Below are 24,235 nucleotides of genomic sequence, written 5' to 3' on the forward strand. Positions count from 1 at the left end.
CCCAGAACCTGGACGCCTCGGAAGTGGTCGTGCTGCCCGTGAGCATCGAGATCCGTGACACGACGTGCCGCCCCGCGAGCGGAACAACATAACTCATGCTGATTTTCGCATCACTGACACCCGAGGCAGCTATCAAGGGAAACCTTACGACGCCATTACATCGGCGCGGTTGATCGTCCTTGCTACCCGGCCGTAGCCATACGTTCACCTGTCACGGATTCCCACTGTGCCATGGGTGGGCATCCGTGGCCTCGATACCTGCGCGCTCGTCAACGTCCGACGACCCGCCGCAGCACGGCCTCGGCCGGGGGCCGACGTCGCGACGGATGGTCGCGACGGACAAGTGTGGCGGGTTGGGCGCGGTCTGGAGACCGTCAACCGTGCCTAGTACTCCAGTGACAGTGGCCGATGTGTGGTCTCTGTGTGGGGTGGCGGCGTGGCGTCCGAACGGGGGTGGCCACCCTGTGATCCTCCGTAGTTTGTGAGAACCAACAAAGAATCCGCGGTGGCCGCGGCGCGGAGTGTATCCGGGTCGGACGTGGCGGTGTGGGAGGCCGGTTTGGACCGAGGACCGGGATCGGTGCGCCGCGGCGGGGGTGCCCCGACGGCGGGGTTCGCGACGAAACCACTGCTGGCCCTGGACATGATCCGCCGGTTCTGGCTGGCTCATCGGGAGCTGGGCTGGGTCGCCGGTGACGAGGTGTACGGCGCGAACGCCGAGCTGCGGGACTGGTTGGAGGAGCAGATGATTCCGTTCAGTTCCAACGAAATCCGGCACGTCCTCGCCCTGTTCGGACAGACTGCTATCCCAGCAGCGATGATCACATGGTGGTCGGACTGGCGTCGTCGCCACCAGGCACGCGCCCGCCTCTACCACTTCCAAACCCGGATCCGAGCCAACCAGTCGGCCGTCGCCCGTGCCGCGACCACGTAAGGATCACTGTCACTGGAGTACGAGATGCCTGGCATGCCGAGGAGTTCCTCGCCCGCCGCCGCGCCGTCACCGACACCGACCTTCCGCTGCTAGATCGAGTCGCCGCGACGCTGATCCTGCTCTACTCCTACGCCTTGTCCGGTGGCCCCTGACAACCCCCGTGTCACAGCGTCGCTCCTGACAACAAGGAGCCCCTCGGCGTGACGCACCGTGACAGCTAACCCAAGAAGCGCTCGACTACAGACCACCCGATCAACGGTCGCTGCCAGTGTGGTCCCCCACGGACAGCCTCAACCCGGCGATGATCTGCGCCAGGTCGTCGAGGGACGCCACCGCGCACCGCGCCATCGGGCTGGCGGAGCGCTGCGAGTGGCTCCGGGGCATCCGGCCACGGAGCCTCTGGGAAAACCTGTTGGCGGATCACGGTGACCACTGCTAGCTTGCCGGAGGCCGTGCGAAAGAACGAGGAGGTGGTACCCGTGAACGCAGTATCGACATGGGTGCTCCCCTCCGGGGTCACGGTCGGGCGATAGGTCGTCCGGGAGCGCCGTTCACAAGCACTCCCGAAAGGCACGACCATGCGATTCACGTCTGAACAGCGCCTCGACGACGGTGTCCTCGAACGCGCATTCACCCTCGGCGAGATCCCCGGCATCCTGTGGACTCCCGCATCCGCATCCGCACCGGCCCCGCTGATCCTGCTCGGTCACCCCGGCGGACTGCACAAGATGTACCCCCGACTGGTGGCCCGGGCCCGGCGCTCCGCGGCGGACGGCTTCGCCGCGGCCACCATCGAGCTCCCCGGAAGCGGTGACCGGCCCCGTTCCGCCACCGCTGAGCAGGCCCGCGTCGACCTGCACCGGGCGCTGAAGGCCGGCGAGCCGGTCGACGAGGAGATCGTGGACCGGCTCGTCCTCCCGCTGGTCGAAAAGGCGGTCCCGGAATGGCAGGCCGCCCTGGACGCCTTCCTTTCGCTGCCCGAGATCGGCGGCCCGGTCGGGTACTCGGGGGGAGTGATCGCCATCGGGATCCGGCTGGCGGTGGTCGAGCCGCGCATCTCGGCCGCCGTTCTGTTCGCCGGGAGTTTCGTGCCCCACACCATGTTCGAGGAGGCCCGCCAGGTCACCATTCCGCTGCACGTCCTGCTGCAGTGGGACGACGAAGGAAACGACCGGCAGCTGGCCCTGGACCTGTTCGACGCCTTCGGCTCCAAGGAGAAGACGCTGCACGCCAATCTGGGCGGGCACACCGGCGTCCCGCAGTTCGCGGGGGACGCTGCGGCCCGGTTCTTCACCCGGCACCTGACGTGAGGCCCGGCCGTCCGGCCGGCAACAGACGATAGGAGCTGTCGGCCAGGATGCCGCTCATCGAGGACAGGTCCCGGCCCTCCTCGATGAGCGGTGGCCAGCAGATGCACGACCGCGCGGATATGCCCAACCTGCGTTGATCCCGAGCTACTCCCGGCGCCGCGGGCCGGACAGCACCTCGGTGGCCTGGTGCACGGCGGCCAGGCCCGGCTTGACGTAGCGCTGCACGCTGCGCAGCGACTTGTGCCCGGCCTTGTCCATGATCAAGTTGGCGGAGATGTTGGCGTCCCCGAGGTGGGTCGCTGAATCCTCGATGTTGAGGTGGAATTGCCAGCCGTGGACAGCGAGCGGCTGACCGACCGTATTTCGATCGGTGTGCTCGCCAGAATCGTTCCCCGGGATCTCGTCGATGAAGCGCTGGTGGAGACGAAACGGCAGGAACGGCGTACCAGGCTGCTGCCAGCCCGGGTCATGGTGTACTTCACGATTCGGGGTGGTCGGGGTGGTCCTCGATGAGTGGGTGGGGCCGGCCCTTCTGCCGTCACTGGACGTGCCGACCATCCTTGCGCGTCAGCTCGCCGAGCGGCTCGCCCCGGGCAACCGCCCGCGGCGCACCGCCGCTGYGTACCCCGGCCCCACCATCGACGCCGAAGGCGAGGACAACCCACTGCCGAACCCGTTCGCACTGGTCCTGGATCCATCGCGCACGGACGGTATTCGCATCCCGACCTTCGTCGGGAAGGCCCACGGCGACCTGCACATCGAGAACATCCTGATCCCGTCCTCACTGCGCAACGTCGACACGACGTATCAGCTGATCGACCTGTCGCGGTACGCGGCCGACGCCGTGCTCACCCGGGATCCCGTCCATCTGGTCCTGCACATCCTTGCCCGGAGACTGTCGGAGCTGTCCGCGGCGCAACGCACCGCCGTCATCGATCTGCTGCTCGACCCGGAGCAGGACGGAGACCTCGTGCCGCGGTGGCTGTTCCTGCTCATCGACCGGGTCCGATCGGCGGCGAAGGACTGGGCACGCCGGGCCGGTCTGGTCGACCTGTGGCGCGACCAGATCCCGCTGTCCCTGCTGGCCGTCGCCCTGACCTGCCTCGGACGGACATCCACCCGGCCGGGGACCGACGCAACCCGRGCGAGCGGCCCTGGACGCGGATGACCCGACCGGGTCCGCGTGCAGACTCGTCACCGTCCTGGTCGAGGCCTGTGCCGTGCCGGCCGCATTCGATCAGGCCTCCTCGGCCCACCTCGACCTGTCCAACCTGGCCGAGGCCGATGCCCGCAAGACGCTCCTGCGGCGGCTGGCTGGGCGCTGAGAGAAGGATTGACGTTTCCGGCCTGCACTGACTCCGGCGACCGACCCAGGGTGGCCGCCGCGGACAACGGAAAGGACAACGGAAAGTTGTGGAGGGTTGAGCACGGTCCGACGGCGTCAAACCATGCTCAACCCTCCACATTTCGCCGGCCCGCCGGAGCGACTGCTCCGGATTCGGGGTCGGGGTCAGCCGGGCCCGCCACGGACATCACCACCAGCAGCTGGTCCAGGGCGACGAGGTCGCCGGGCCGGACGAGTACTTCCTTGACGATCCCGGCGCCCGTCGCCGAGACGGTGTGCTCCATCTTCATGGCCTCGACGACGGCCAGCGACTGCCCGTCCGCCACGGTCATCCCCGGTTCGACCAACACCGCGGTCACCGTGCCCGGCATGGGGCTACGCGCCTGCCCGCCGGGCACCGGCCCGGCCCCGGTGCCCGCCACCGGAATCACCTCGGCCAGGCCCCACGCCCCACCGTCGCGGCCAAGCCAGAGGATCCCGTCGGCGGGCTCCCACGCGTAGGCCCACCGGGTGGTGACCGCACCGATCGTGACGAGCAGCTCGTCGCCRAGCTGACTGACCGATGCGGCGACCGGCGGCCCGTCGGCGATCCGGACCCGGGCCGCGTCGGGGGTGCCGCGCGCCGCGACCCGCAGCGTTGACACCGTCCGCTCCCCGCGTCCCGGCTCCACCCCATCCCCGTGGCCGTTACCATCCCCGTGGATGTTCCCATCCCCGTGGATGTTCCCGGCCCCGCCCTCAACCCCGGCCCCGATCTCGGGTGGCGCGCTGCCACCAGGTTCGGCGCCGTCGGGGCCGCCGGACGGTACTGCCCCACCGGGCAGGGCGACCTCCCAGGTCAGCCACGCGGGCTCACCGGGCCGCCATCCGGAGGGGATGTCCCACGGGTCGACCACCGGACCGGCCGGTTGCAACGTCAGCAGCCTGGCCAGGGCGTATCCGAGGAACGCCTCGCCGGGCAGATCGTCCTGGGTGAGGGCGGCGAGATCACGTTCGACGAGACCGGTGTCGAGCCGCCCGGCGACGACGTCCGGATGGGCGAGCAGCGAGCGCAGGAAGCCGATGTTGGTCGTCACCCCGAGCAGGACCGTGCCGGCGAGCGCGGTGTCGAGGCGGGCGATCGCGGCGGCGCGGTCCGCGCCCCAGGCGATCACCTTGGCCAGCATAGGATCATACGTGGTGCTCACGATGTCCCCGGCCCCGATGCCGGCGTCGACGCGGATGGCCGGCCCGGCCGGTTCCCGGAAAGTCAGCACCCTACCGCCGGTCGGCAGGAATCCCCGCCCGGGGTCCTCGGCGTAGATCCGCGCCTCCACCGCGTGCCCGGTTAGGCGGATGTCGGCCTGACCGAAGCGCAACGGCTCCCCGGCCGCGATCCGGATCTGCTCGGCGACCAGGTCCACCCCCGTCACCAGCTCGGTGACCGGATGCTCGACCTGGAGCCGGGTGTTCATCTCCATGAAGTAAAACTCATCCGGCGCGTCGGCGGACAGGATGAACTCGACCGTGCCCGCTCCGACGTAGCCGACGGCGCTGGCGACGGCGACCGCCGCCCCCCCGAGCCGCTCCCTGGTCCGCGCGTCGAGCGCCGGCGCCGGCGCCTCTTCAACAATCTTCTGGTAGCGCCGTTGCAGGCTGCACTCCCGCTCACCCAGGTGGAGCACGCTGCCGTGCTCGTCGGCGAGGATCTGGACCTCGACGTGGCGGGGACGGGTGATGAACCGCTCCACGTACAGGGTGTCGTCCCCGAAGCCGGCGGCGGCCTCCCGGCGGGCCGACGCGATCGCCTCCGGCAGTCGGGCGGGCTCGCGGACGATGCGCATCCCCTTGCCACCACCCCCTGCCGAGGGTTTGAGCAGCACCGGATAGCCGATCTGACCGGCGGCCTCGGCGATCGCGGCATCGCTCATGYCCGGCGCCGACCGGCCCGGCACGACCGGCACCCCCACCTCCGCCACCGTCCGCCGCGCGGTGATCTTGTCGCCCATCACCTGCACCGCGGCAAGCGACGGTCCGATGAAGAGCACTCCGGCCGTCTCACAGGCCTGTACGAAGGCCGCGTTCTCGGCGAGGAAGCCATAACCGGGATGGACGGCCTCCGCCCCGGATACCCTCGCCGCCTCCAGCACGGCCTCGATGCTGAGGTAGCTCTCCTTCKCGGGCGCCGGGCCCAGCCGCACCGCGACATCCGCCTCCCGGACGTGCCGCGCCCCAGCGTCGGCGTCTGAGTAGACGGCGACGGACCGGATACCGAGATCGCGCAGTGTGCGGATCACCCGGACGGCGATTTCACCCCGGTTCGCGACGAGCACCGACGAGAACGTCAGACCCGACGTTCCCGGTGCCCTCGGCGGCACGACGCCCGCCGGCCGGGCCGGCGTGGAATGGCCATCCGGACCGTGGCCGGCACCGCCGCCGTGACCGGCGGAACCGGCGGAACCCGCGATGCCGGGATCGCCGCCTGCGTGATTCGTGGCGGACAGATCAGCCGTGGACACCCTTGATCCTCACGATTGGTTTCCTCACATCGGATGTTTCCGCACGCCAGGATGTCCCCCTCACATCCGGAAGACGCCGTAGCCCACCGGTTCCAGCGGAGCGTTCGCCGCCACCGACAGGCCCAGGCCCAGCACCATACGGGTGTCGGCCGGATCGATGACACCGTCGTCCCACAGCCGAGCGGTCGAATAGTACGGGCTGYCCTGCTCCGCGTACCGATTCAGGATCGGCGCCCGGAAGGCGACCTCGTCGGCCTCGCTCCAGGCGACCCCCGCGGCTTCCATCTGGTCCCGGCGCACGGTCGCCAGCACCGCCGCCGCCTGCTCCCCGCCCATCACCGAGACGCAGGCATTCGGCCACATCCACAGAAAGTGGGGCGAGAATGCCCGGCCGCACATCGAGTAGTTACCCGCGCCGAACGAACCGCCGATCACCACGGTGAACTTCGGCACCCGGGCACAGGCAACCGCGTTAACCATCTTCGCGCCATGCTTCGCGATGCCGCYGGCCTCGTACTCCCGACCCACCATGAAACCGGTGATGTTCTGCAGGAACACCAACGGGATACCGCGCTGATCGCAGAGCTCGATGAAATGGGTGCCCTTCAGCGCCGACTCGCCGAAGAGCACCCCGTTGTTCGCGACGATCCCCACGGGATGGCCATGGAGGCGGGCGGTCCCAGTGACCAGCGTCGTTCCGTACTCCTTCTTGAACTCCGCGAAACGGCTGCCGTCAACGATGCGCGCGATCACCTCTCGCACGTCATAGGGGGTACGCCCGTCCGTCGGTACCGCGGCGTACAGCCCGGCCGGGTCGACCGTCGGTGCCTCGGTCGGCTCCAGTTCCCACGGCCGCGGCCCGCGCGGCGCGAGGCCCGCGACGATGGAGCGCACAATCCGCAGCGCATGGGCGTCGTCCTCGGCCAGGTGGTCGGTCACCCCGGAGGTGCGGGAGTGCAGCAGCCCGCCGCCGAGATCCTCGGCCGACACCACCTCGCCGGTCGCGGCCTTCACGAGCGGYGGACCACCGAGGAAGATCGTCCCCTRATTCCTGACTATCACCGCCTCGTCGGCCATCGCGGGAACGTACGCGCCGCCCGCCGTGCACGAACCGAGCACCGCCGCGATCTGGGAGATTCCCAGCGAGGACATCCGGGCCTGGTTGAAGAAGATCCGCCCGAAATGCTCCCGATCCGGGAAGACCTGGTCCTGCAGCGGAAGAAACGCTCCCCCAGAGTCGACCAGATAGACACAGGGCAGCCGATTCTGTAGCGCCACCTCCTGGGCGCGCAGATGCTTCTTCACGGTCAACGGATAGTAGGTGCCACCCTTGACCGTGGCATCGTTGGCGACTACCATGCATTCCCGACCCGAGATCCGGCCAATGCCGGTGATGATGCCCGCCCCCGGAACCGGATCCTCGTAAAAGCCGTTCGCGGCGAGCGGGGAGAGCTCCAGAAAAGGACTCCCCCGGTCGAGCAGCGTGTCGACCCGGTCGCGGGGCAGGAGTTTGCCGCGAGCCACGTGGCGGGACCGCGCCTGCTCCGACCCGCCGACCGCCGCCACCGCCAACCGCTCCTGGAGATCGGTCACAGCGTGCCAATGCCTCTCGGCATTGCGCCGTCCCTGTTCACCCGCGGCATCGACCCGACTGGTCAGGACCGGCATGGCCGAGGACCGCCGGACCTCGTCGGACCGCCGACCCGCGATGGTTCCGGCGCGTGCTGCGCTCACAGTCACCCCCACGAGTGGACGTCGGGCCCCGAAACAACGCCCCCAAGTTAACGACCGCTAACCTCGTCGTCAAGGCAGACGGCGGCGGGGACCGTCGGGCAGACGGCCGATCCCCGTTGCCGTTGCCGGACCTTCACCCCTTCACCGACATTCACCCCTTCACCGACATTCACCCACGACCGAGACCAAGACCAGGATCCGGCGATCCGAAATACACCGGTTGCTCCCCGGTGGCTAACTTTAGCGATGCCTGACCGGTGGCGTCCGACCGGGACGGTCCGGCCACCCGACGGCACCGCGCAGGGCGCGGCGCCGTCGGGCCGGCGGGACTACCCGGCCCGCTCCCGGCCAGGCGGGCCCGAATCGGGAGTACGGCGCGCAGCCGTCACAGGTACATGCCGTGGCGGGCGTCCGTGGTGGTGGGCCGCGGCAGGCCCCGGCCGTCCCGCAGGGCGAACAGCTCCGCCAGCGTCATGCTCGACCGGACTCCCTCCGCGGAGCCCAGCCAGGACACCGCCTCGGTGTGTGGCAGGGCTCCCACCTCGATCTGGGCAAGACAGCGGCCGGGACGGACAACCGCGGGATGCATGCGCAGCAGATCCTCGTTCGTGGTCAGGGCGACCAACACCTCGCGGCCCTGCCCGACCAGACCATCGGTGAGGTTCAGCAGTCGAGAGAGCTGCTGGCCAGCCGCACCCCGGCCGTCCCCACGGATCAGGTCGTCGCAGTCCTCGATCACCAGCAGCCGCCACCGGTGGGCGGGTGGCTCGCCCATGCGGTCGGTCGCCGCGGCCTGGGCACCATGACTGTCCGCATCCCCGGACCCGGCATCGCCGCTGTCCGCATCCCCGGCCCACGCGATCCCGCCGTCGGTACCCCCGCCGTCGGTACCCCCGCCGTCGGCGCCGCGGGCGTCGGCGCTCTCCCCCTCCGGGTCCCCGTCGTCGTCGAAGCCGATCGCGACCTCCATCAGGTAGGCGGGATCGGCGAACAGCGCCTCGGGATCCAGGACGCAGTCGACCTGGCACCAGGATCGCCATTCGTTCGCCAGGGCCCGCAGCACGGTCGTCTTCCCGGTTCCCGCCGGACCATGCAGGAGGATCAGGCGGCCGACCACGTTGTCCCGGCGAACCGCCATGAGCCGGTCGAGCGGGCCCACGGCGGCCGACGCGTAGTTGGCGCGGATCGAAGCCCACGTCGTGGTGGCCGTCCGGCGGCTGGTCCGGATCGGACCACGTTGACTGGACAGATACCAGAAACCCATGTTGACGGCGTTGTCCGCACCGCTCTCGGCGACGGACGAGCGGAGCACGTCCTCGATCACCACCCGGGCGAGCTGTTCGCTCACCGCGGTGACGGTCACCTCACCACCCCCGCCGCGCCAGCGCACGGCTCGCACTGTCCAGCCCTCGCCGACCGCGAGACGTGAATCGCGGGACTCCTCGACAACCGCGCGCAGGACCCTTGCCCCTGACGGCAGCAGCGTGGCTCCCGGCCGGAGCCGGTCGACCCGGGCACTGCGGGCCCAGGGCTGCTCACCGGTTGTGAAAGGAGCCAGGGCGAGTGCGTCGACGACGTCGTAGGGCGTGTCCGAGTCGTCCAGGCCGACAACGAAAGGGAGCTTCATCCCTCCGCTCAGTGACTCGGAGACCATCCAGGACTTAGGCAGCGACGCCTTCTGATGTGGAACTGACACCTGTCCGATGGTCCCGGACAACTCAGCGCCCGGCCATCCCGTTGCGCGATTTACTCGGGCACATCGCGGGGGCCGTACACCGCCCGCGACCTGTCGCGTGCCTCCATCAGGGCCGATCCGAGGACGTTGCGGCCCGGCCAACCTCCCGGGGAATCTCCCGGCCCCACCAGCGGCGCGCCTACCTTAAGTAATCCATCAGCCACTCCAAGCTTCTTCCTGGGAGGTGGTCAGGATGCTAGGAGGGCTACTCATCCACCGTCGGCGCCGAAAGTCGGCGCAGCCGGAGCCGGACGACCATGCCGGCACCGGGGCCGGTACCGGGGCCGGTACCGCGGCCGGTAAGGGCGACGGTGACGCGAGGAAGCCCGGTGAAACGGGAACCGGTGCCACGGGAACCAGCGCCACGACGAGCGGGGGCGCCCGGCTGGGCCGGGGTCCGTTCGACGCGGTGGACGCGCCCGATGACGGCCGGGCGCGAGCGGATTTCGGAGCTCTCGTGGTGCCGCGGGTGAACGGCACCCGGATCCGGGTCTCGGCCTCCGGGCCGATGCCCACCCTGGCCGCGATGGACGGGACATCCGTCCTGGAGCTGTCCGTCCTCGCCGCCCCGCGCAGCGGCGGCCTGTGGGCGTCGATCCGCGAGGACCTGGTGCTCTCGGCACCGGAGGACACGGAATGGAACGACGAGGACGGGCCCTACGGCCCCGAGCTGCGCATGCCGCTCGACACGGCCGTCGGCCGCCTGCCCGCCCGCATCTTCGGCATCGAGGGGCCGCGGTGGATCCTCTGTGCGGTCATCACCGGTGCGGCCGCGGTCGACGTGACGGCGGCGCCGCTGCTGGAGGAGGTACTGGACGGGCTCGTCGTCGTCCGGGGGGACGCGGCGATGCCGGTGCGCGAGCCCATCCCCTTCGAACGTCCCGACAGATTCGACCGTCCCGACCGTCCCGACCGAACAACCGACACCGCCGCGGCCATTCCGGAGCAACCCCCGGAACGCAGGATCATGACGCTGGCGCTGCGGGGCGCCAACCGCGAGGCCCCCCCACCCGCGGCGTCGTGACCCGGCCCGTCCACCACCGGCCCGGCTCAGGCCCGTGGGGAGTCGGTGTACTCCACGAGGTCGACGAAGATCTGGGCTGCGGCCTGGTAGAGATCGGTCCGGAGATGTTCATGGGCAGCACGCGGAGCTATCCGGTCGACGGTCTTCAGCCCAACGCCGGAAGCAGACGTGCAACGGCGGCCGTTCAGAAATCGTCTGTAAACGGATTTATCAAGCCTGTTCACCATGCGGGAAGGATGGCGCGGTTCGGGTCGCCCGGGCCGGTCACCATCGGACCGGGGCTCCCCCGGAGAGCACCCGGCACGACGGGCGGAGGTGCGGAGTGTCGGCCACGCTAGCGCTGGGTCTGCTGCTGCAGGGGCTCGCCTTGGTCGTGGTGGTTCGCGGTCGGGGCCGGCACGCCGTGTCCAGTCTCGGGCTGATGTTCGTCGGTGCCGCCATCGTCTACCACGGGGTGAYGGAGGTCCTGCAGGTCCTGGTGCCGTCCTACAGTGACAACCGGCTGTTGACCACGGAGTCCGACGTCGCGGCCTACACCGTTCTGGTCGGGTTCTCCCTGCTCGCGTTCGCTTTCGGTTATCGCTTCGCGACCCCGCGCACGCCGCCGTCCACCGGTTTCCGCCGGGAGGAAGTCTTGGACTTCTTCGACTGGCGGGTCCTGACTCCGCTGGCCCTGGCTGCGGTGGCCGTGACAGCGGTCGGCAGGAACACCTCGCCCGGCCACGCGGACCCCTCGACGGTCACCGACAGTCCCTACCTCGTCAGCGGCTTCGCGACGCAGTTCCTGGTCGTCGGCCTCGCCCTGGGAAGCTTCGCCGTGCTCGTGCGGACGAAGGGCCGCGGATTCCTCCCGGTGCTCGGCGTCCAGTGTACGTTGCACACACTGGCGGGGCAGCGGCTGCCGGTGGCGATAGCCGCGGGCGCGGTGATCTACCTACTGTCCATCGTCGGGATTCCCATACGCCGACGGCAGCTCGTCTCGGTCGTCGCGCTCGTGGTTCTGGCCTACGTCGTCATCTACGGGGCACGCGCGGACGCGGGCCGGCAGGTGTTCGGGTACAGCGTGGGTCCCGGGCAGCGCCTGCAGGCCCTGGCCTCCGGTCTGACCCATCTGGAAGGCGGGATAAACCCGGGCGAGGTGGGAGACCTCGGGGTCCGCCTGGACGGGAACTCCTACCCGTCGATAATCCTGCGACGGCTCCGCGACGGTTCTCCGCCCATCGGTCCGGTAACCCTGTGGAACGACGTCAACATCGCCGTCCCGCGTTTTCTCAATCCCGACAAACTGAATTCCGACCTGGAGTCGCGTTCCCTCAAGACGCGCCTGTCCGACACCTACGGGATCACCAACGCGTTCGACCGCCTGCCCACCCAGCTCGGTGAGCTGCTGCCCATCGGCGGTCCGCCGTGGATGGTGACCCTCGCGGCTCTGGCAGGATTCGTCCTCGTCCGACTGGAGTACGCGCTGCGCGAATGTCGCCATCCAGCGGCTCTCCTGGGCCTGCTGGCGCTGGTGGCCGCGATCCTGCAGTACGAAGGCGGGATCGCGCTCTACACAATCAACGGCCGCGGTGTCCTGGCCATCGCGGCCGGACTGTTCGTGTGGCGGAAACGACGGATCTTCCGGCCCGCGACGGTTCGGGGGCTGACCACCCTACCGCCGCTGTACACCGGCACCCCGGCCACCGTCGCGCGGGCCGGCTCCGACGAGGACGGCACACCGACCAACCCGTCGCAGCCCGGCCCGTCGCCGGGTGACCCGGTGCGGACCGAGCCGGCGTCCGCTGGCAGGGACGAGGCCGCGGCGCAGGTCACGGCCTGCGGCCACGGCCCACGCCGCAACCGGTGAGGGGGTGGCGGCGCGGCGGCCGCGGTCTCTCTGACGTTCCGGAGGGCGGTGTCCGGCTTCCCGTCAGTGCGCGAGCAGCCGGATCGCGACGCCCAGCGACGCCCGTGCCGGAGCGTCCCCGAGGGGGCTCGCCGCCGCCGGCGTCCTGCTAGCGTGCCCGGTTGTGCCCAGCAGCATGCGCCGAGCGTCCGCCGCCCCCGCCGCCGAGCTGCCCGGAGACGTCCAGCTGCCCGGAGACAACCGGCGGGGGCCGGCGTGACCGTGCACTTCATCGGGGCCGGACCGGGCGCCGCCGACCTCATCACCGTCCGCGGCCGGAATCTGATCGCATCCTGCCCGGTCTGCCTGTACGCCGGCAGTCTCGTCCCGGTCGAGCTGCTGGCACACTGCCCGCCCGGGGCCCGTCTCGTCGACACCGCCCGGATGCCGTTGGACGACATCGTCGCGGAGCTGGTCGCGGCCGACGCCGCCGGTCACGACGTCGCCCGCCTGCACTCCGGCGACCCGTCGCTCTACAGCGCCGTCGCCGAGCAGATGCGCCGGCTCGACGCGGCCGGGATCGCCTACGACGTGACGCCGGGTGTCCCCGCCTTCGCCGCGGCGGCGGCGTCGCTGCGCCGGGAGCTGACGGTTCCCGGCGTCGCCCAGAGCGTGGTGCTGACCCGCACGGCCGTGCTGTCCAGTCCCATGCCGCCCGGCGAGGACCTCGCCACCCTCGGCCGGTCGGGGGCGACCCTCGTGCTGCACCTGGCCGTGCACCGTATCGAGACGCTCGTCGCCGAGCTCGTGCCGAACTACGGTACGGACTGCCCGGCAGCCGTCGTCGCCTGGGCCAGCCGGGCCGACGAGATCGTGTTGCGCGGCACGCTCGCCGACATCGCCGGTCGGGCGCGGGCCGCGGGGCTCACCAGGACGGCCGTGATCATCGTGGGTCGCGCCCTGGCCGCGGAGGGTTTCCGGGACAGCTACCTGTACTCCCGGGAACGCTTCGGACCGGACGGATGCGTGTCGTCCGTTCCCCCGGCCTCCCCGGTTTCCCAGGCCTCCCCGGCAAACGCCGCGCCGTGTGGCCCGGATCCCGCCCCTCGGGCTCGGTGACCGGGCGCCCCCGGGGCTCGGTGACCGGGGCACGCCGCCTGCTGCTGCTCGGCGGAACCGGGGAGGCGCGCCGCCTGGCGACCAGGCTCGGCTCCCCGGATCCCGCCGGCACGGAACGCATCGAGATCGTCTACTCGTTGGCCGGTCGAGTCCGCGAGCCTGCGCTGCCACCGTCTTGCCAAATCCGGATCGGCGGCTTCGGCGGGGCGGCGGGCCTGGCCGACTACCTGCGGGCCGAACGGATCGATGCGGTGGTCGACGCGACCCACCCGTTCGCCGCGACGATGACCACGCACGCCGCACAGGCCGCGCGCGCCACCGGCGTTCCGCTGCTCGTCCTGCGCCGGTCGAGCTGGCGCGAGCAGCCCGGCGACGACTGGCGCCGGGTCCCGTCGCTGGCCGGCGCGGTCGCCCTGCTCGACCGGTTCGTCCTACCCGGACCGCGCCCGCATTCCGATCCAGCCCCACGGGTGTTCCTGACCACCGGGCGAACCGACCTCGCCCTGTTCGCCGGCCTGCACCGGCCCTGGTTCCTGGCCCGGTCGGTCGAGCCGCCGACCGGCCCGGTACCGCCACGACTGACCGTCATCCTCGATCGTGGGCCGTTCGACGTCGCCGGGGAGACCGCCCTGCTGCGCCGGCACCGCGTCGACGTCCTCGTGACCAAGAACAGTGGCGGAACGATGACCGCGGCGAAGCTCGCCGCCGCCCGGGACCTCGGTCTGCCGGTCGTCATGGTCGACCGCCCGCCGCTGCCACCCGGGGTGGCCGCGGTCGACGATGTCGACGCCGCCGTGGCCTGGGTCGCACCACCATGGCCCAGGTGACCGGGGCCCAGGTGACCGGGGCCCAGGTGACCGGGGCCCAGGTGACCGGGGCCCAGGTGACCGGAGGCTAGGTGACCGGAGGCTAGGTGACCGGGTAACGACGTGGGGTGAACACGAGGTCCCGGCCGGGGCCACGGCGCACCACCCGGGTCGTCGACGAGCCGATGAGCAGCAGGCAGCGCATGTCGACCTCGGCCGGGTCGAACGCACCGAGGCTCGTCACGGTGATGCTCTCGGTGGGACCGCCGACATCCCGGCCGATAACCACCACCGTGTCCGAGGGGCGGTGTTCGAGCAGCACCTCGTGGGCCCGCTCCAGCTGATGGCGACGGGTACGGGAAGCCGGGTTGTACAGCGCCAGGACGAAGTCGCCCGCGGCCGCCGCCCGCAGCCGCCGCTCGATGACCTCATCGGCTACGGCCCCTACCTCGACCGGGTGCCGGTCGATCCACGCCAGCGCCGGCACGCCTCGGGGAACACCGTCGAGGCCGAGCGCGCCGAGCTCGCCCTCGAACTGGCGGCCGGCGGCGCGAACGTCGCCGTGGTCTCCTCCGGTGATCCCGGGGTCTTCGCGATGGCCACGGCCGTCGTCGAGGCCGCGGCGGCGGAGCGGTTCGCGGGCGTCGAGGTGCGGGTCGTGCCCGGGCTGACCGCCGCGCAGGCGGTGGCGAGCCGGGTCGGGGCGCCACTCGGCCACGACTTCTGCGTGCTGTCGCTGTCCGACCGACTCAAGCCGTGGGAGGTCGTCGGCGGCGGCCAGCGCCTCGGCGGCCTGCGGCGTCAACCAGCCCGCGGCGCCCGGTCCGAGGCCCACCACGACGACCTCCCCCGCGCCGGGCGTGCCGCCGGTACCAACGGCGCCAGCCTTACCAACGGTGGGCGCCGTTGGTACCCAGCCCGCCTGCGACGCGCGCAGCGGCGCCGGATCGTCCGGCCCCCGGACCGGGCTCGGCAGTACCGCGAGCGAGAAGTACGGCACCGTGGCCGGGTCTACCGCACCGAGCGGGGCGATGCGCTGGCCGGAGGTGGTGGCCCGTTCCACGTACCAGGTGTCCGCGAGACGTCCCGCGGCGGTGAAGGCGTCCCGGACCCCCGGGAAGGTCCGTCCCATCTTGAGCACGACGGCGGTGTCCGTGCCGGCGATACGCTCGGCGAGGACCGTCGGCGGCAGCGTGCCCGGCAGCACGGTGAGGACTTCGTTGCCCTCGACCAGCGGCCGGCCGAGCACCGCGCACCCCGCCGACAGGGACGTCACCCCCGGCACGACCTCGGTCGGGTACCGGTCGGCGAGGCGCCGGTGCAGGTGGATGAACGAGCCGTAGAAGAACGGGTCACCCTCGCTGAGGACCACGACGTCCCGGCCGGCGTCGAGGTGGACGGCCAGCCGCTTGGCGCAGTCCTCGTAGAACTCGTCGATCGCGCCGCGGTAGCCACCGGGGTGGGAGGTCGTCTCGGTGGTGACCGGGTAGACCAGCGCCTCCTCGATCTGGTCGCCGCGCAGCTGGCTCGCGGCGACCGACCGGGCGATGCTGCGGCCGTGCCGGGCGCTGTGGTAGGCGATCACGTCGGCGTCACGGATCAGGCGGGCCGCCTTGAGGGTGACGAGCTCGGGATCCCCCGGTCCAACCCCGACTCCCCACAGCCGGCCCTTCGACGGCACCATTAATCCTCCTCGCTCGCGATCGCGTTGACCGCGGCGACCGCCATCGCGCTGCCGCCCCGCCGACCGTGCACGACGAGATACTCCAACCGGGCCGGATCATCCACGAGGGCCTGCTTGGACTCCGCGGCGCCGATGAACCCCACGGGCACGCCGAGCACCGCCGCCGGTCGCCCGGCTCCGGCCGCGACGAGTTCCAGCAGGCGGAACAGCGCTGTCGGAGCGTTCCCGACCGCCACCACGGAGCCGGCGAGTCGATCCGCCCACAGATCCACCGCCGCGGCGCTGCGGGTGGTGCCCAGCCGCTCGGCGAGCCGCGGCACCCGGGGATCACCGAGCAGGCAGAGAATCTCGTTCGCGGCGGGCAGCCGACGGCGGGTCACACCGGCCGCCACCATCTGCGCGTCACAGAGCACCGGGGCGCCGGCCAGCAACGCCGCGCGCGCCGCCGCGACCACGCCGGGGGTGAAAGCGAGATCGTCGACGAGATCCACCATTCCACAGGAGTGGATCATGCGGACCGCGACCCGGGCGACGTCACCGGGCAGTCGATCGAGACGCGCCTCGGCCCGGATCGTCGCGAACGACCGACGGTAGATCTCCGCGCCGTCGCGAACGTAGTCGTAACGTTGCACACCGCTCATGTCTGATGCGCCGTTCATGCCAGCCTCCTCGCCGACCTGACGGCCGCGGCCAGGTCCCGGTGACCGTCGACGGGGCTCGACGACACGACCGTCGCCTCACCGCCATCCGCTCCGACGGATGCGACGGCGGCGGCTCCGAGACCCGTCCGACGGATCCGGTAGCCGGACCCGGTCGCCACAACCTCCACCACCCGTCCTCCCGGTTGCCCGCAGCGCCGCTCGCAACCCGACCAGTGCACCGGCGCGAGGGCCGGGCCAACCGGGACGGGTGGGAGGGCTCGCGGCCTCCCGGCCGGGTGCGTCGGCGCCGACGGGTCGTCAGCTCGGATCCGCACGGACACCGCCGCGTCGCGGCGGACATCCGCCAACGCCCGGGCGCATCCCGGCCGACCGGCACAGCTCGTCACGCCGACCCAGGATGATGCCGGATCGACGACCAGGCCCGCGTCCGCCGCCGCCCTCGACCACCGGGTAGCCTCGGCCGGGTCGAGATCGCGGAGCACGACGGACCGCCACGGCGTCACAACCAGGACGCCGTCTTCGGCATCGCCCGCTCCGCCAGCACCGTCACCACCACCGGCCGCCGCGGCGGCGGTGAGCAGGTCGAGCTGGTCGGCGCTCAGCCGCCCCAGGGGGACGAGCACGGTCAACGCCCGGCGGCCATCACGCTGCGGATGCGGACCGGGCCACGCGCCGGCCCGAACGGTGGCGCTCCCAGCAGCCTGAGCGATTCCAGCGGCCTGGACGATCCCAACGACCCCGGCCTCGGTCGCGGCAGCCGCGAGCAGGCCGTCCTGTCCGCCCGGTCCGCCCGGCAACTCGGCGATCCGCCAGGCCGTCGCGGCGAGGAGCGCGGGTACGGCGACGTGGACGGGCAACCGCAGCGCGCGGGTCGCGCCCGCGACGGCCAGCAGCATCTCCCCGGAAGGCAGGGCGCGCAGCGCGAGGTCCGCGGGCAGCCCGGCCAGGTCCCCGCTGCCGTCGTCGACGGCGAACAGCAGCCGGCCGGGCAGCGCGGCGAGAGCCGGATCCGCGCACAGCCGGCGGTCCAGCTCGGCGACGACCGGCGCGATGTCCCGGCAGCCGGCCTCGCCGCGTCCGGACAGCGGCGAGCCCACGATGTTGCGGACCCGCTCGTGCGTCGTCGAGGGCAGCAGGCCAACCGCGCTCACCCGGGCGGCGAGCTCCTCGGCCGTGCCGTCGGCCAGGCCGCGTAGCTGCACGTTCGCCCGGGAGGTGAGCTCAAGGTGGCCGTCGGCGAACTCCCGCGCGCAACCGGCGAGGGTCTTCGCCGCGGCGGCGGTCAGCCGGCCCCCGGGCAGCCGCAGCCGCGCGAGCGCGCCATCCGCGGCCGGATGTGTCGTCAGCACACCGGGGCAGGCGTCGCGGGCACGCTCCCGCGGACTGGTGGGCACCGGCGGAGCATACGTGCCGGACTCGGGCGATGCCGGTTGATCGTTTCTTTGTCACGACGACAGCGGAGTGCTTGACAACACCGCCCACCTCTCTGCGATCGTGACGGGGCCACGAGCGGCGAACGGCGAGGAAGTCCGGTGCGAATCCGGTGCGAATCCGGTGCGGTCCCGCCACCGTCACCGGGGAGTGCGCCCCAGGCACGGCCACCGACGCGGGGCGTGGACCCCCGGGAAAGGCATCACCATGTCGCCTGTGCAGACTCCTCCCACCGATCCGTCCGACGACCCTTCCGACGATCCGTCGACCGCGTTCGCCCGCGAAGCCGGGGAGACACCAGGAGCAGGGGAGACGGAGGTTGACGCGGTCGTCCTGCTGCTGTCGACGTCCGACACCGACCTACTCTCCGCGCGGGCGAGCGGAGCCAGCTACCGCCTCGCCAACCCGGCCCGGCTCTCCGTCGCCGATCTCCCGGCGCTGACCAGCGGTGCCGATGCGGTCGTGGTGCGCATCCTCGGCGGCCGGCGGACCTGGGAGGAGGGGCTCGACACGCTGCTCGCCGGCCCGCGCCCGGTGGTCGTGCTCGGTGGCGAACAGACCCCGGACGCGGAGCTCATGGCCGTCTCCACGGTGCCCGGCGGCATCTGTGCCGAGGCACACGCCTACCTAACCCAGGGCGGTCCGGCCAACCTCGGCGAGCTGCACCGATTCCTCGCCGACACCCTGCTACTGTCCGGTACCGGATTCGCCCCACCGGTGACCATCCCGGCCTGGGGGGTGCTCGACCGGGCCGCGGACGCATCAGCCAGCCGGGACGCATCAGCCAGCCGGGACGCATCAGCCACCCCGGACGCATCAGCCACCCCGGACRCATCAGCCAGCCGGGACGTCCCGGACGTCCTCGCGGGGAACGCGRTGCGGCCGGTCGCGGTGCGGCCGGTCGCGGTGCGGCCGGTCATCGGTGTCCTGTACTACCGCGCGCACCACGTCGCCGGGAACATCGCGTTCGTCGAGGCACTCTGTGCCGCGGTCGAGCGTGCCGGCGGGGATCCGCTGCCGGTGTACTGCGCGTCGCTGCGCGCCGCCGAACCCGAGTTGCTCGCCACCCTCGGGCGGGCGGACGCGCTGATCGTCACCGTGCTCGCCGCGGGTGGCAGCCAGCCGGCGCACTCCTGCGCCGGAGGCGACGACGAGGCGTGGGACGTCGGCGCGCTGGCCGCGCTGGACATCCCGATCCTGCAGGGACTGTGCCTGACCAGCGGCCGGGCGACGTGGGCGGAGTCGGACGACGGGCTGTCCCCGCTGGACGCGGCGACACAGGTGGCGATCCCCGAGTTCGACGGGCGCCTGATCACCGTGCCGTTCTCCTTCAAGGAGATCGATGCGGATGGGCTGACAAGCTACGTCGCCGACACCGAACGCGCCGACCGGGTGGCCGGCATCGCCGTCGCGCACGGCCGGCTGCGGCACGTCCCACCGGCCGAACGCCGGGTGGCGCTCATGCTCTCGGCCTACCCGACGAAGCACTCCCGGATCGGCAACGCGGTGGGCCTCGACACCCCGGCGAGCGTCGTGCGCCTGCTGCGGGCGATGCGCGCGGCTGGATACGACATCGGGCCCGACGACGGCCCGGACGCGCTGCCGGGGGTCACGGCCGAGGACGGTGACGCCCTGATCCACGCGATCATCGCCGCGGGCGGGCAGGATCCGGCCTGGCTGACCGAGGAGCAGCTCGCCGRCAACCCGGTCCGGATCAGCGCGGCGCGGTACCGGGCGTGGTTCGACACCCTGCCCGCCGACCTGCGGGAGAGCGTCGAACGGCATTGGGGGCCCGCGCCCGGCGAGCTGTACGTCGACCGGTCCGCGAATCCGGACGGGGAGATCGTGCTCGCCGCGCTGCAGGCCGGCAACATCGTGCTGTTGGTCCAGCCGCCACGCGGCTTCGGGGAGAACCCGGTCGCCATTTATCACGATCCCGGCCTGCCGCCGAGYCACCACTACCTCGCCGCCTACCGGTGGCTCGCCGGCGGCTCCGGCGGCTCCGATAGTTCCGGCGGCTTCGGYGCGCACGCCGTCGTCCATCTGGGTAAGCACGGGACGCTGGAGTGGCTGCCCGGCAAGACCGTGGGCATGTCCGCGTCCTGTCCGACCGACGCGGCGATCGGCAACCTGCCGTTGATCTACCCGTTCCTCGTCAACGACCCGGGCGAGGGCACGCAGGCGAAGCGCCGGGCGCACGCGACCCTGGTCGATCACCTGGTTCCGCCGATGGCCCGCGCGGAGAGCTACGGCGACCTGGCCCGCCTGGAACAGCTGCTCGACGAGCACGCCACCATCGCCGCCATGGATCCGGCGAAGCTGCCGGCCATCCGGGCGCAGATCTGGACGCTGATCCAGGCCGCCCGGCTCGATCACGACCTGGGACTGACCGACCGGCCGCACGACGCCGAGTTCGACGACTTCCTGCTGCACGTCGACGGGTGGCTGTGCGAGGTGAAGGACGCGCAGATCCGCGACGGCCTGCACGTGCTCGGCGAAGCACCGACCGGCGGGGCGCGGATCAACCTGGTGCTCGCGATGCTGCGGGCCCGGCAGATGTGGGGCGGGCGCGTCACCCTGCCGGGGCTGCGGGAGGCCCTCGGGCTCGTCGAGGACGACCGGGCGGCCCGCGGCACGGTCGACGCCGCCGAGGCGACGGCGCTCGCCCTGGTAACGGCGATGGAGGAACGCGCCTGGGACCCGTCGGCCGCATCCGACGTGGTGACGACCGTCCTCGTCCCCCCTCCCTCGCCAGCGACCATCCCCTTGCCCCCCTTGCCTATCCAGAGGGATAAACCGGACACAAAAGCCTCTGGAAAGGCAAGGAAAGTCCACGGCCCGGCAGGCATGGACGCGGACGCGGAGACCGACCCGGTCCGGGAGACGGTGGCGGCCGTGCTGCGGTTCGCCGCCACGGAGATCGTGCCGCGGCTCGCCCGGACCACCGACGAGGTCACCGCCGTGCTGCACGCCCTCGACGGCGGCTACGTCTCGGCCGGTCCCAGCGGCTCGCCGCTGCGGGGTCTGGTCAACGTGCTGCCCACCGGGCGGAACTTCTACTCGGTCGACCCGAAGGCCATCCCCAGCCGGCTCGCCTGGGAGACGGGCCAGGCAATGGCGACCTCCCTGCTCGATCGGTACCGGGCCGACACCGGCACCTGGCCCGAGTCGGTGGGCCTGTCCGCCTGGGGAACCAGCGCGATGCGCACCTCCGGCGACGACGTGGCCGAGGTGCTCGCCCTACTCGGCATCCGTCCGACCTGGGACGAAGCGTCGCGGCGGGTCAGCGGGCTCGAACCGATCGACCTCGCCGAGCTCGGCCGGCCCCGCATCGACGTCACCGTGCGCATCAGCGGCTTCTTCCGGGACGCGTTCCCGTACGTGGTGGCGATGCTCGACGACGCGGTCCGGCTCGCCGCCGGCCTCGACGAGACCGACGAGGACAACTTCGTGCGCGCCCATGCCCGTGCGGACCTCGCCGGGCACGGCGACGAACGGCGGGCCACCCTGCGTATCTTCGGCTCCCGGCCGGGGGCGTACGGCGCCGGGCTGCTGCCTCTGATCGACAGCCGGAACTGGCGCGATGACGCCGACCTCGCCGAGGTATACGCGACGTGGGGCGGCTACGCCTACGGCCGCGGGGTCGACGGCACCCCCGCCCGGGAGGACATGGAGTCGGCCTACCGGCGGATCGCCATCGCCGCGAAGAACGTCGACACCCGCGAGCACGACATCGCCGACTCCGACGACTACTTCCAGTACCACGGCGGCATGGTCGCAACCGTACGCGCGCTGACCGGCCGGGCGCCGGCTGCCTACATTGGCGACAGCACCCGGCCGGAGGCGGTCCGCACCCGAACGCTGTCCGAGGAGACCTCCCGGGTCTTCCGCGCCCGGGTGGTGAACCCGCGGTGGCTCGCGGCGATGCGCCGGCACGGCTACAAGGGGGCGTTCGAGATGGCCGCCACCGTCGACTACCTGTTCGGCTACGATGCCACCGCCGGCGTGGTCGCGGACTGGATGTACGAACGGCTCGCCACAACCTACGCACTGGACCCGGAGAACCAGAAGTTCTTCGCCGAGTCCAACCCCTGGGCGCTGCACGGCATCACCGAACGGCTGCTGGAGGCTGCGGCGCGCGGCCTGTGGGAGCACCCGGAGGCTGCGACCCTCGACGCGCTGCAGGAGCTGTACCTGCGTACCGAGGGCGACCTGGAGGACGGTCCCACCGGCGACGCCTGAGATCGCCGGGTCCGGCCGGTCCGGCCAAGTCGCAGGGCAGCAGGGCCGGCGGGCAGCAGGGCCGGCGGGCAGCAGGGCCGGCGGGCAGCAGGGCCGGCGGGCAGCAGGGCCGGCGGAGGACAGGTGGCGGGCCACCTCACGCGTCACGGCTCCCGTTCTCACGGCTCCCCCGCCACCATCGGGGAATCGGGCGGCGCGGCACCCGCCACCGCGGCGGACTCGACCGGGCCTCGCTATCCGTTGACGGATGACATGTCGGGATAGCGGGGGCCCGCCACGCCCGCCCCCGCCGCACCCAACCGCTCCGCCTCGGCGGCCGTCAACGTGATGCTGGTGGCTGCGACGTTGTACTCCAGGTAGCGGCGCCGCTTCGTRCCGGGGATCGGCACGACGTCGTCGCCCTGGTGGTGCACCCACGCCAGCGCGAGCTGCGCGGGGGTCACGTTCTTCTCCGCGGCAAGCTTCTCGATCTCGGCGAGCACGGCGAGGTTGGCGTCGAAGTTGTCGCCGTGCATCCGCGGCAGGTGCTGGCGGAAGTCGTCGGCGGCGAAGTCCGCGGCCGAGCGGAAGGTGCCGGTCAGGAAGCCACGCCCGAGCGGGCTGTAGGAGATGAACCCGATGCCGAGTTCCCGCAGGGTCGGCAGGATCTCGGCCTCCGGCTCGCGGGACCAGATCGAGTACTCGGTCTGCAGGGCCGTGATCAGGGCGACGGCGTGGGCACGACGGATGGTGGCCGGTGCCGCCTCCGAGAGCCCGAGGTAGCGCACCTTGCCGGCGCTGACCAACTCGGCCATCGCGCCGATGGTATCCTCGATCGGCGTCTTCGGGTCGACCCGGTGCTGGTAGTACAGGTCGATGTGGTCGACGCCGAGGCGACGCAGGGATGCGTCGCAGGCCGAGCGCACGTACTCCGGACGGCCGTTGATCCCCCGCGCCGTCGGGTCGGCGGGGTCACGGATGATGCCGAACTTGGTGGCCAGCACCACCTCGTCCCGGCGGCCGGCGATCGCCCGCCCCACGAGTTCCTCGTTGCGGTACGGGCCGTACATGTCCGCCGTGTCCAGCAGCGTCACCCCGAGGTCGAGCGCCCGGTGGATGGTGGCGACCGACTCGGCGTCGTCGCCAGCGCCGTAGAACTCCGACATTCCCATGCAGCCCAGACCCTGGACGGAGACCTCCAGGCCCTGGCTTCCTAGTGCGACCCTGCGCATCAGCGGACGACCCTCTCCTGGTAGATGTCCTGATAAATGCTGATTTTGACGTTGATGGCGGTGAGGTTGCGCTGCACCTCGTCGAGGCGCGCCAGGACCCGGCGGCGATGCTCGGTCAGCAGGGCGAGACGCTCCGCCTCGTTCCCCTCCCCGGCGCGCACCAGTTCGGCGTAGCGCGCCATCTCCCGGATCGGCATGCCGGTGAGCCGCAGCTTGGTCAGGAACGTGACCCAGCGGACGTCCTCGACGGTGTAGCGCCGATGGCTCGACGAGGCACGGGCGACCGGGTCCCGCATCAGCCCCGCCCGCTCGTAGTACCGCAGCGTGTGCGCGCTGACTCCGGTGGCCGCGGCGGCCTCGGCGATCGTGAGGGTCCCGGCGGCCTCTGGTGCACCCCCCGGACCGACCGCGAACGGATCAACGGACCGGTCGCATCCATCCGGGCGGACCGCCGGGTCCAACCGCGCGCACCAGCCCTGATCCGGCTCCGCCACCATGGCCGGAGACGGCGTCACGGCCGGAGACGGCRTCACGGCCGGAGACGGCGTCACGGCCGGAGACGGCGTCACGGCCGGAGGGGAGGACGTCACCGTGAGCGCCTCGATCGTGGCCATACGAAGACGTTAGGACTTGGAGTGCGCACGAAGTCAACGCGGCCCGCGGAAACTCGCT

General features: G+C 71.7%; 15 protein-coding genes and 2 pseudogenes. 9 read left to right on the plus strand and 8 right to left on the minus strand.

Going from position 1 to position 24,235, the window contains the following annotated elements:
* Positions 1-560: 560 nt before the first annotated feature.
* The 4 genes and pseudogenes from KBI5_RS00005 to KBI5_RS00025 all read left to right on the plus strand — a co-directional run.
* Positions 561-934, plus strand: a pseudogene (locus tag KBI5_RS00005) (transposase); the annotation flags it as partial.
* Positions 935-1,512: 578 nt separating this feature from the next.
* A complete protein-coding gene (locus KBI5_RS00010; protein WP_011435969.1) occupies positions 1,513-2,244 on the plus strand; it encodes a hypothetical protein in 732 nt (243 codons plus the stop codon).
* 303 nt (positions 2,245-2,547) lie between these two features.
* Positions 2,548-2,730, plus strand: a pseudogene (locus tag KBI5_RS00020) (transposase domain-containing protein); the annotation flags it as partial.
* Positions 2,731-2,734: 4 nt separating this feature from the next.
* Positions 2,735-3,412 carry a hypothetical protein gene (locus tag KBI5_RS00025; protein WP_198537431.1) on the plus strand — a complete coding sequence of 226 codons (678 nt, stop codon included), beginning with the start codon at positions 2,735-2,737 and terminating at the stop codon, positions 3,410-3,412.
* Positions 3,413-3,696: 284 nt separating this feature from the next.
* Here KBI5_RS00025 and KBI5_RS00030 read toward each other — a convergent pair whose 3' ends face one another.
* The 3 genes from KBI5_RS00030 to KBI5_RS00040 all read right to left on the minus strand — a co-directional run bounded on the left by KBI5_RS00030 (position 3,697) and on the right by KBI5_RS00040 (position 9,517).
* Positions 3,697-5,901: a biotin carboxylase N-terminal domain-containing protein gene (locus KBI5_RS00030; protein ID WP_085013984.1), complete on the minus strand. Its 2,205-nt coding sequence runs from the start codon at positions 5,899-5,901 to the stop codon at positions 3,697-3,699.
* Positions 5,902-6,147: 246 nt separating this feature from the next.
* Positions 6,148-7,755 (minus strand): carboxyl transferase domain-containing protein, encoded by a 1,608-nt coding sequence (locus KBI5_RS00035; RefSeq protein ID WP_085013976.1) that lies wholly within the window; start codon positions 7,753-7,755, stop codon positions 6,148-6,150.
* 451 nt (positions 7,756-8,206) lie between these two features.
* A complete protein-coding gene (locus KBI5_RS00040; RefSeq protein ID WP_011435965.1) occupies positions 8,207-9,517 on the minus strand; it encodes a DUF5925 domain-containing protein in 1,311 nt (436 codons plus the stop codon).
* A 232-nt stretch (positions 9,518-9,749) separates the two neighbouring features.
* On the opposite strand from KBI5_RS00040, the gene KBI5_RS00045 reads away from it, so the two are divergent.
* The 4 genes from KBI5_RS00045 to KBI5_RS00065 all read left to right on the plus strand — a co-directional run bounded on the left by KBI5_RS00045 (position 9,750) and on the right by KBI5_RS00065 (position 14,354).
* Positions 9,750-10,580, plus strand: a complete 831-nt coding sequence (locus KBI5_RS00045; RefSeq protein ID WP_133056944.1) for a DUF3710 domain-containing protein — start codon at positions 9,750-9,752, stop codon at positions 10,578-10,580.
* Between the two features lie 322 nt (positions 10,581-10,902).
* Positions 10,903-12,429 carry a hypothetical protein gene (locus KBI5_RS00055; RefSeq protein WP_085013978.1) on the plus strand — a complete coding sequence of 509 codons (1,527 nt, stop codon included), beginning with the start codon at positions 10,903-10,905 and terminating at the stop codon, positions 12,427-12,429.
* 255 nt (positions 12,430-12,684) lie between these two features.
* Positions 12,685-13,527, plus strand: a complete 843-nt coding sequence (cobM, locus tag KBI5_RS00060) for a precorrin-4 C(11)-methyltransferase (protein ID WP_011435962.1) — start codon at positions 12,685-12,687, stop codon at positions 13,525-13,527.
* Between the two features lie 20 nt (positions 13,528-13,547).
* Positions 13,548-14,354: a cobalt-precorrin-6A reductase gene (locus KBI5_RS00065; RefSeq protein ID WP_011435961.1), complete on the plus strand. Its 807-nt coding sequence runs from the start codon at positions 13,548-13,550 to the stop codon at positions 14,352-14,354.
* Between the two features lie 82 nt (positions 14,355-14,436).
* On the opposite strand, the gene KBI5_RS00070 is transcribed toward KBI5_RS00065, so the two are convergent.
* The 3 genes from KBI5_RS00070 to KBI5_RS00080 are packed head-to-tail and all read right to left on the minus strand — an operon-like array spanning position 14,437 to position 18,073.
* Positions 14,437-16,017, minus strand: coding sequence for a precorrin-2 C(20)-methyltransferase (locus tag KBI5_RS00070; protein ID WP_085013979.1), 1,581 nt, complete (start codon positions 16,015-16,017; stop codon positions 14,437-14,439).
* Complete coding sequence (locus KBI5_RS00075) at positions 16,017-16,676, minus strand: precorrin-8X methylmutase (protein WP_051623831.1); 660 nt, start codon at positions 16,674-16,676, stop codon at positions 16,017-16,019. The genes KBI5_RS00070 and KBI5_RS00075 overlap by 1 nt, the downstream gene beginning before the upstream one ends.
* Positions 16,673-18,073, minus strand: coding sequence for a nitrite reductase (locus tag KBI5_RS00080; protein WP_085013980.1), 1,401 nt, complete (start codon positions 18,071-18,073; stop codon positions 16,673-16,675). Before KBI5_RS00080 ends, KBI5_RS00075 begins: the two co-directional genes overlap by 4 nt.
* 244 nt (positions 18,074-18,317) lie before the next feature.
* On the opposite strand from KBI5_RS00080, the gene cobN reads away from it, so the two are divergent.
* Complete coding sequence (gene cobN, locus KBI5_RS00085; protein WP_241882573.1) at positions 18,318-22,352, plus strand: cobaltochelatase subunit CobN; 4,035 nt, start codon at positions 18,318-18,320, stop codon at positions 22,350-22,352.
* A 233-nt stretch (positions 22,353-22,585) separates the two neighbouring features.
* Here the strand turns inward: cobN and KBI5_RS00090 are convergent, their stop codons facing one another.
* Together KBI5_RS00090 and KBI5_RS00095 are read right to left on the minus strand one after the other, a co-directional pair.
* Positions 22,586-23,563, minus strand: coding sequence for an aldo/keto reductase (locus KBI5_RS00090; RefSeq protein WP_011435956.1), 978 nt, complete (start codon positions 23,561-23,563; stop codon positions 22,586-22,588).
* Positions 23,563-24,177, minus strand: coding sequence for a MerR family transcriptional regulator (locus KBI5_RS00095; protein ID WP_241882574.1), 615 nt, complete (start codon positions 24,175-24,177; stop codon positions 23,563-23,565). The genes KBI5_RS00090 and KBI5_RS00095 overlap by 1 nt, the downstream gene beginning before the upstream one ends.
* Positions 24,178-24,235 lie beyond the last annotated feature (58 nt).

The sequence above is a fragment of the Frankia sp. KB5 genome, assembly GCF_002099325.1.
Lineage (GTDB): Bacteria > Actinomycetota > Actinomycetes > Frankiales > Frankiaceae > Frankia > Frankia casuarinae.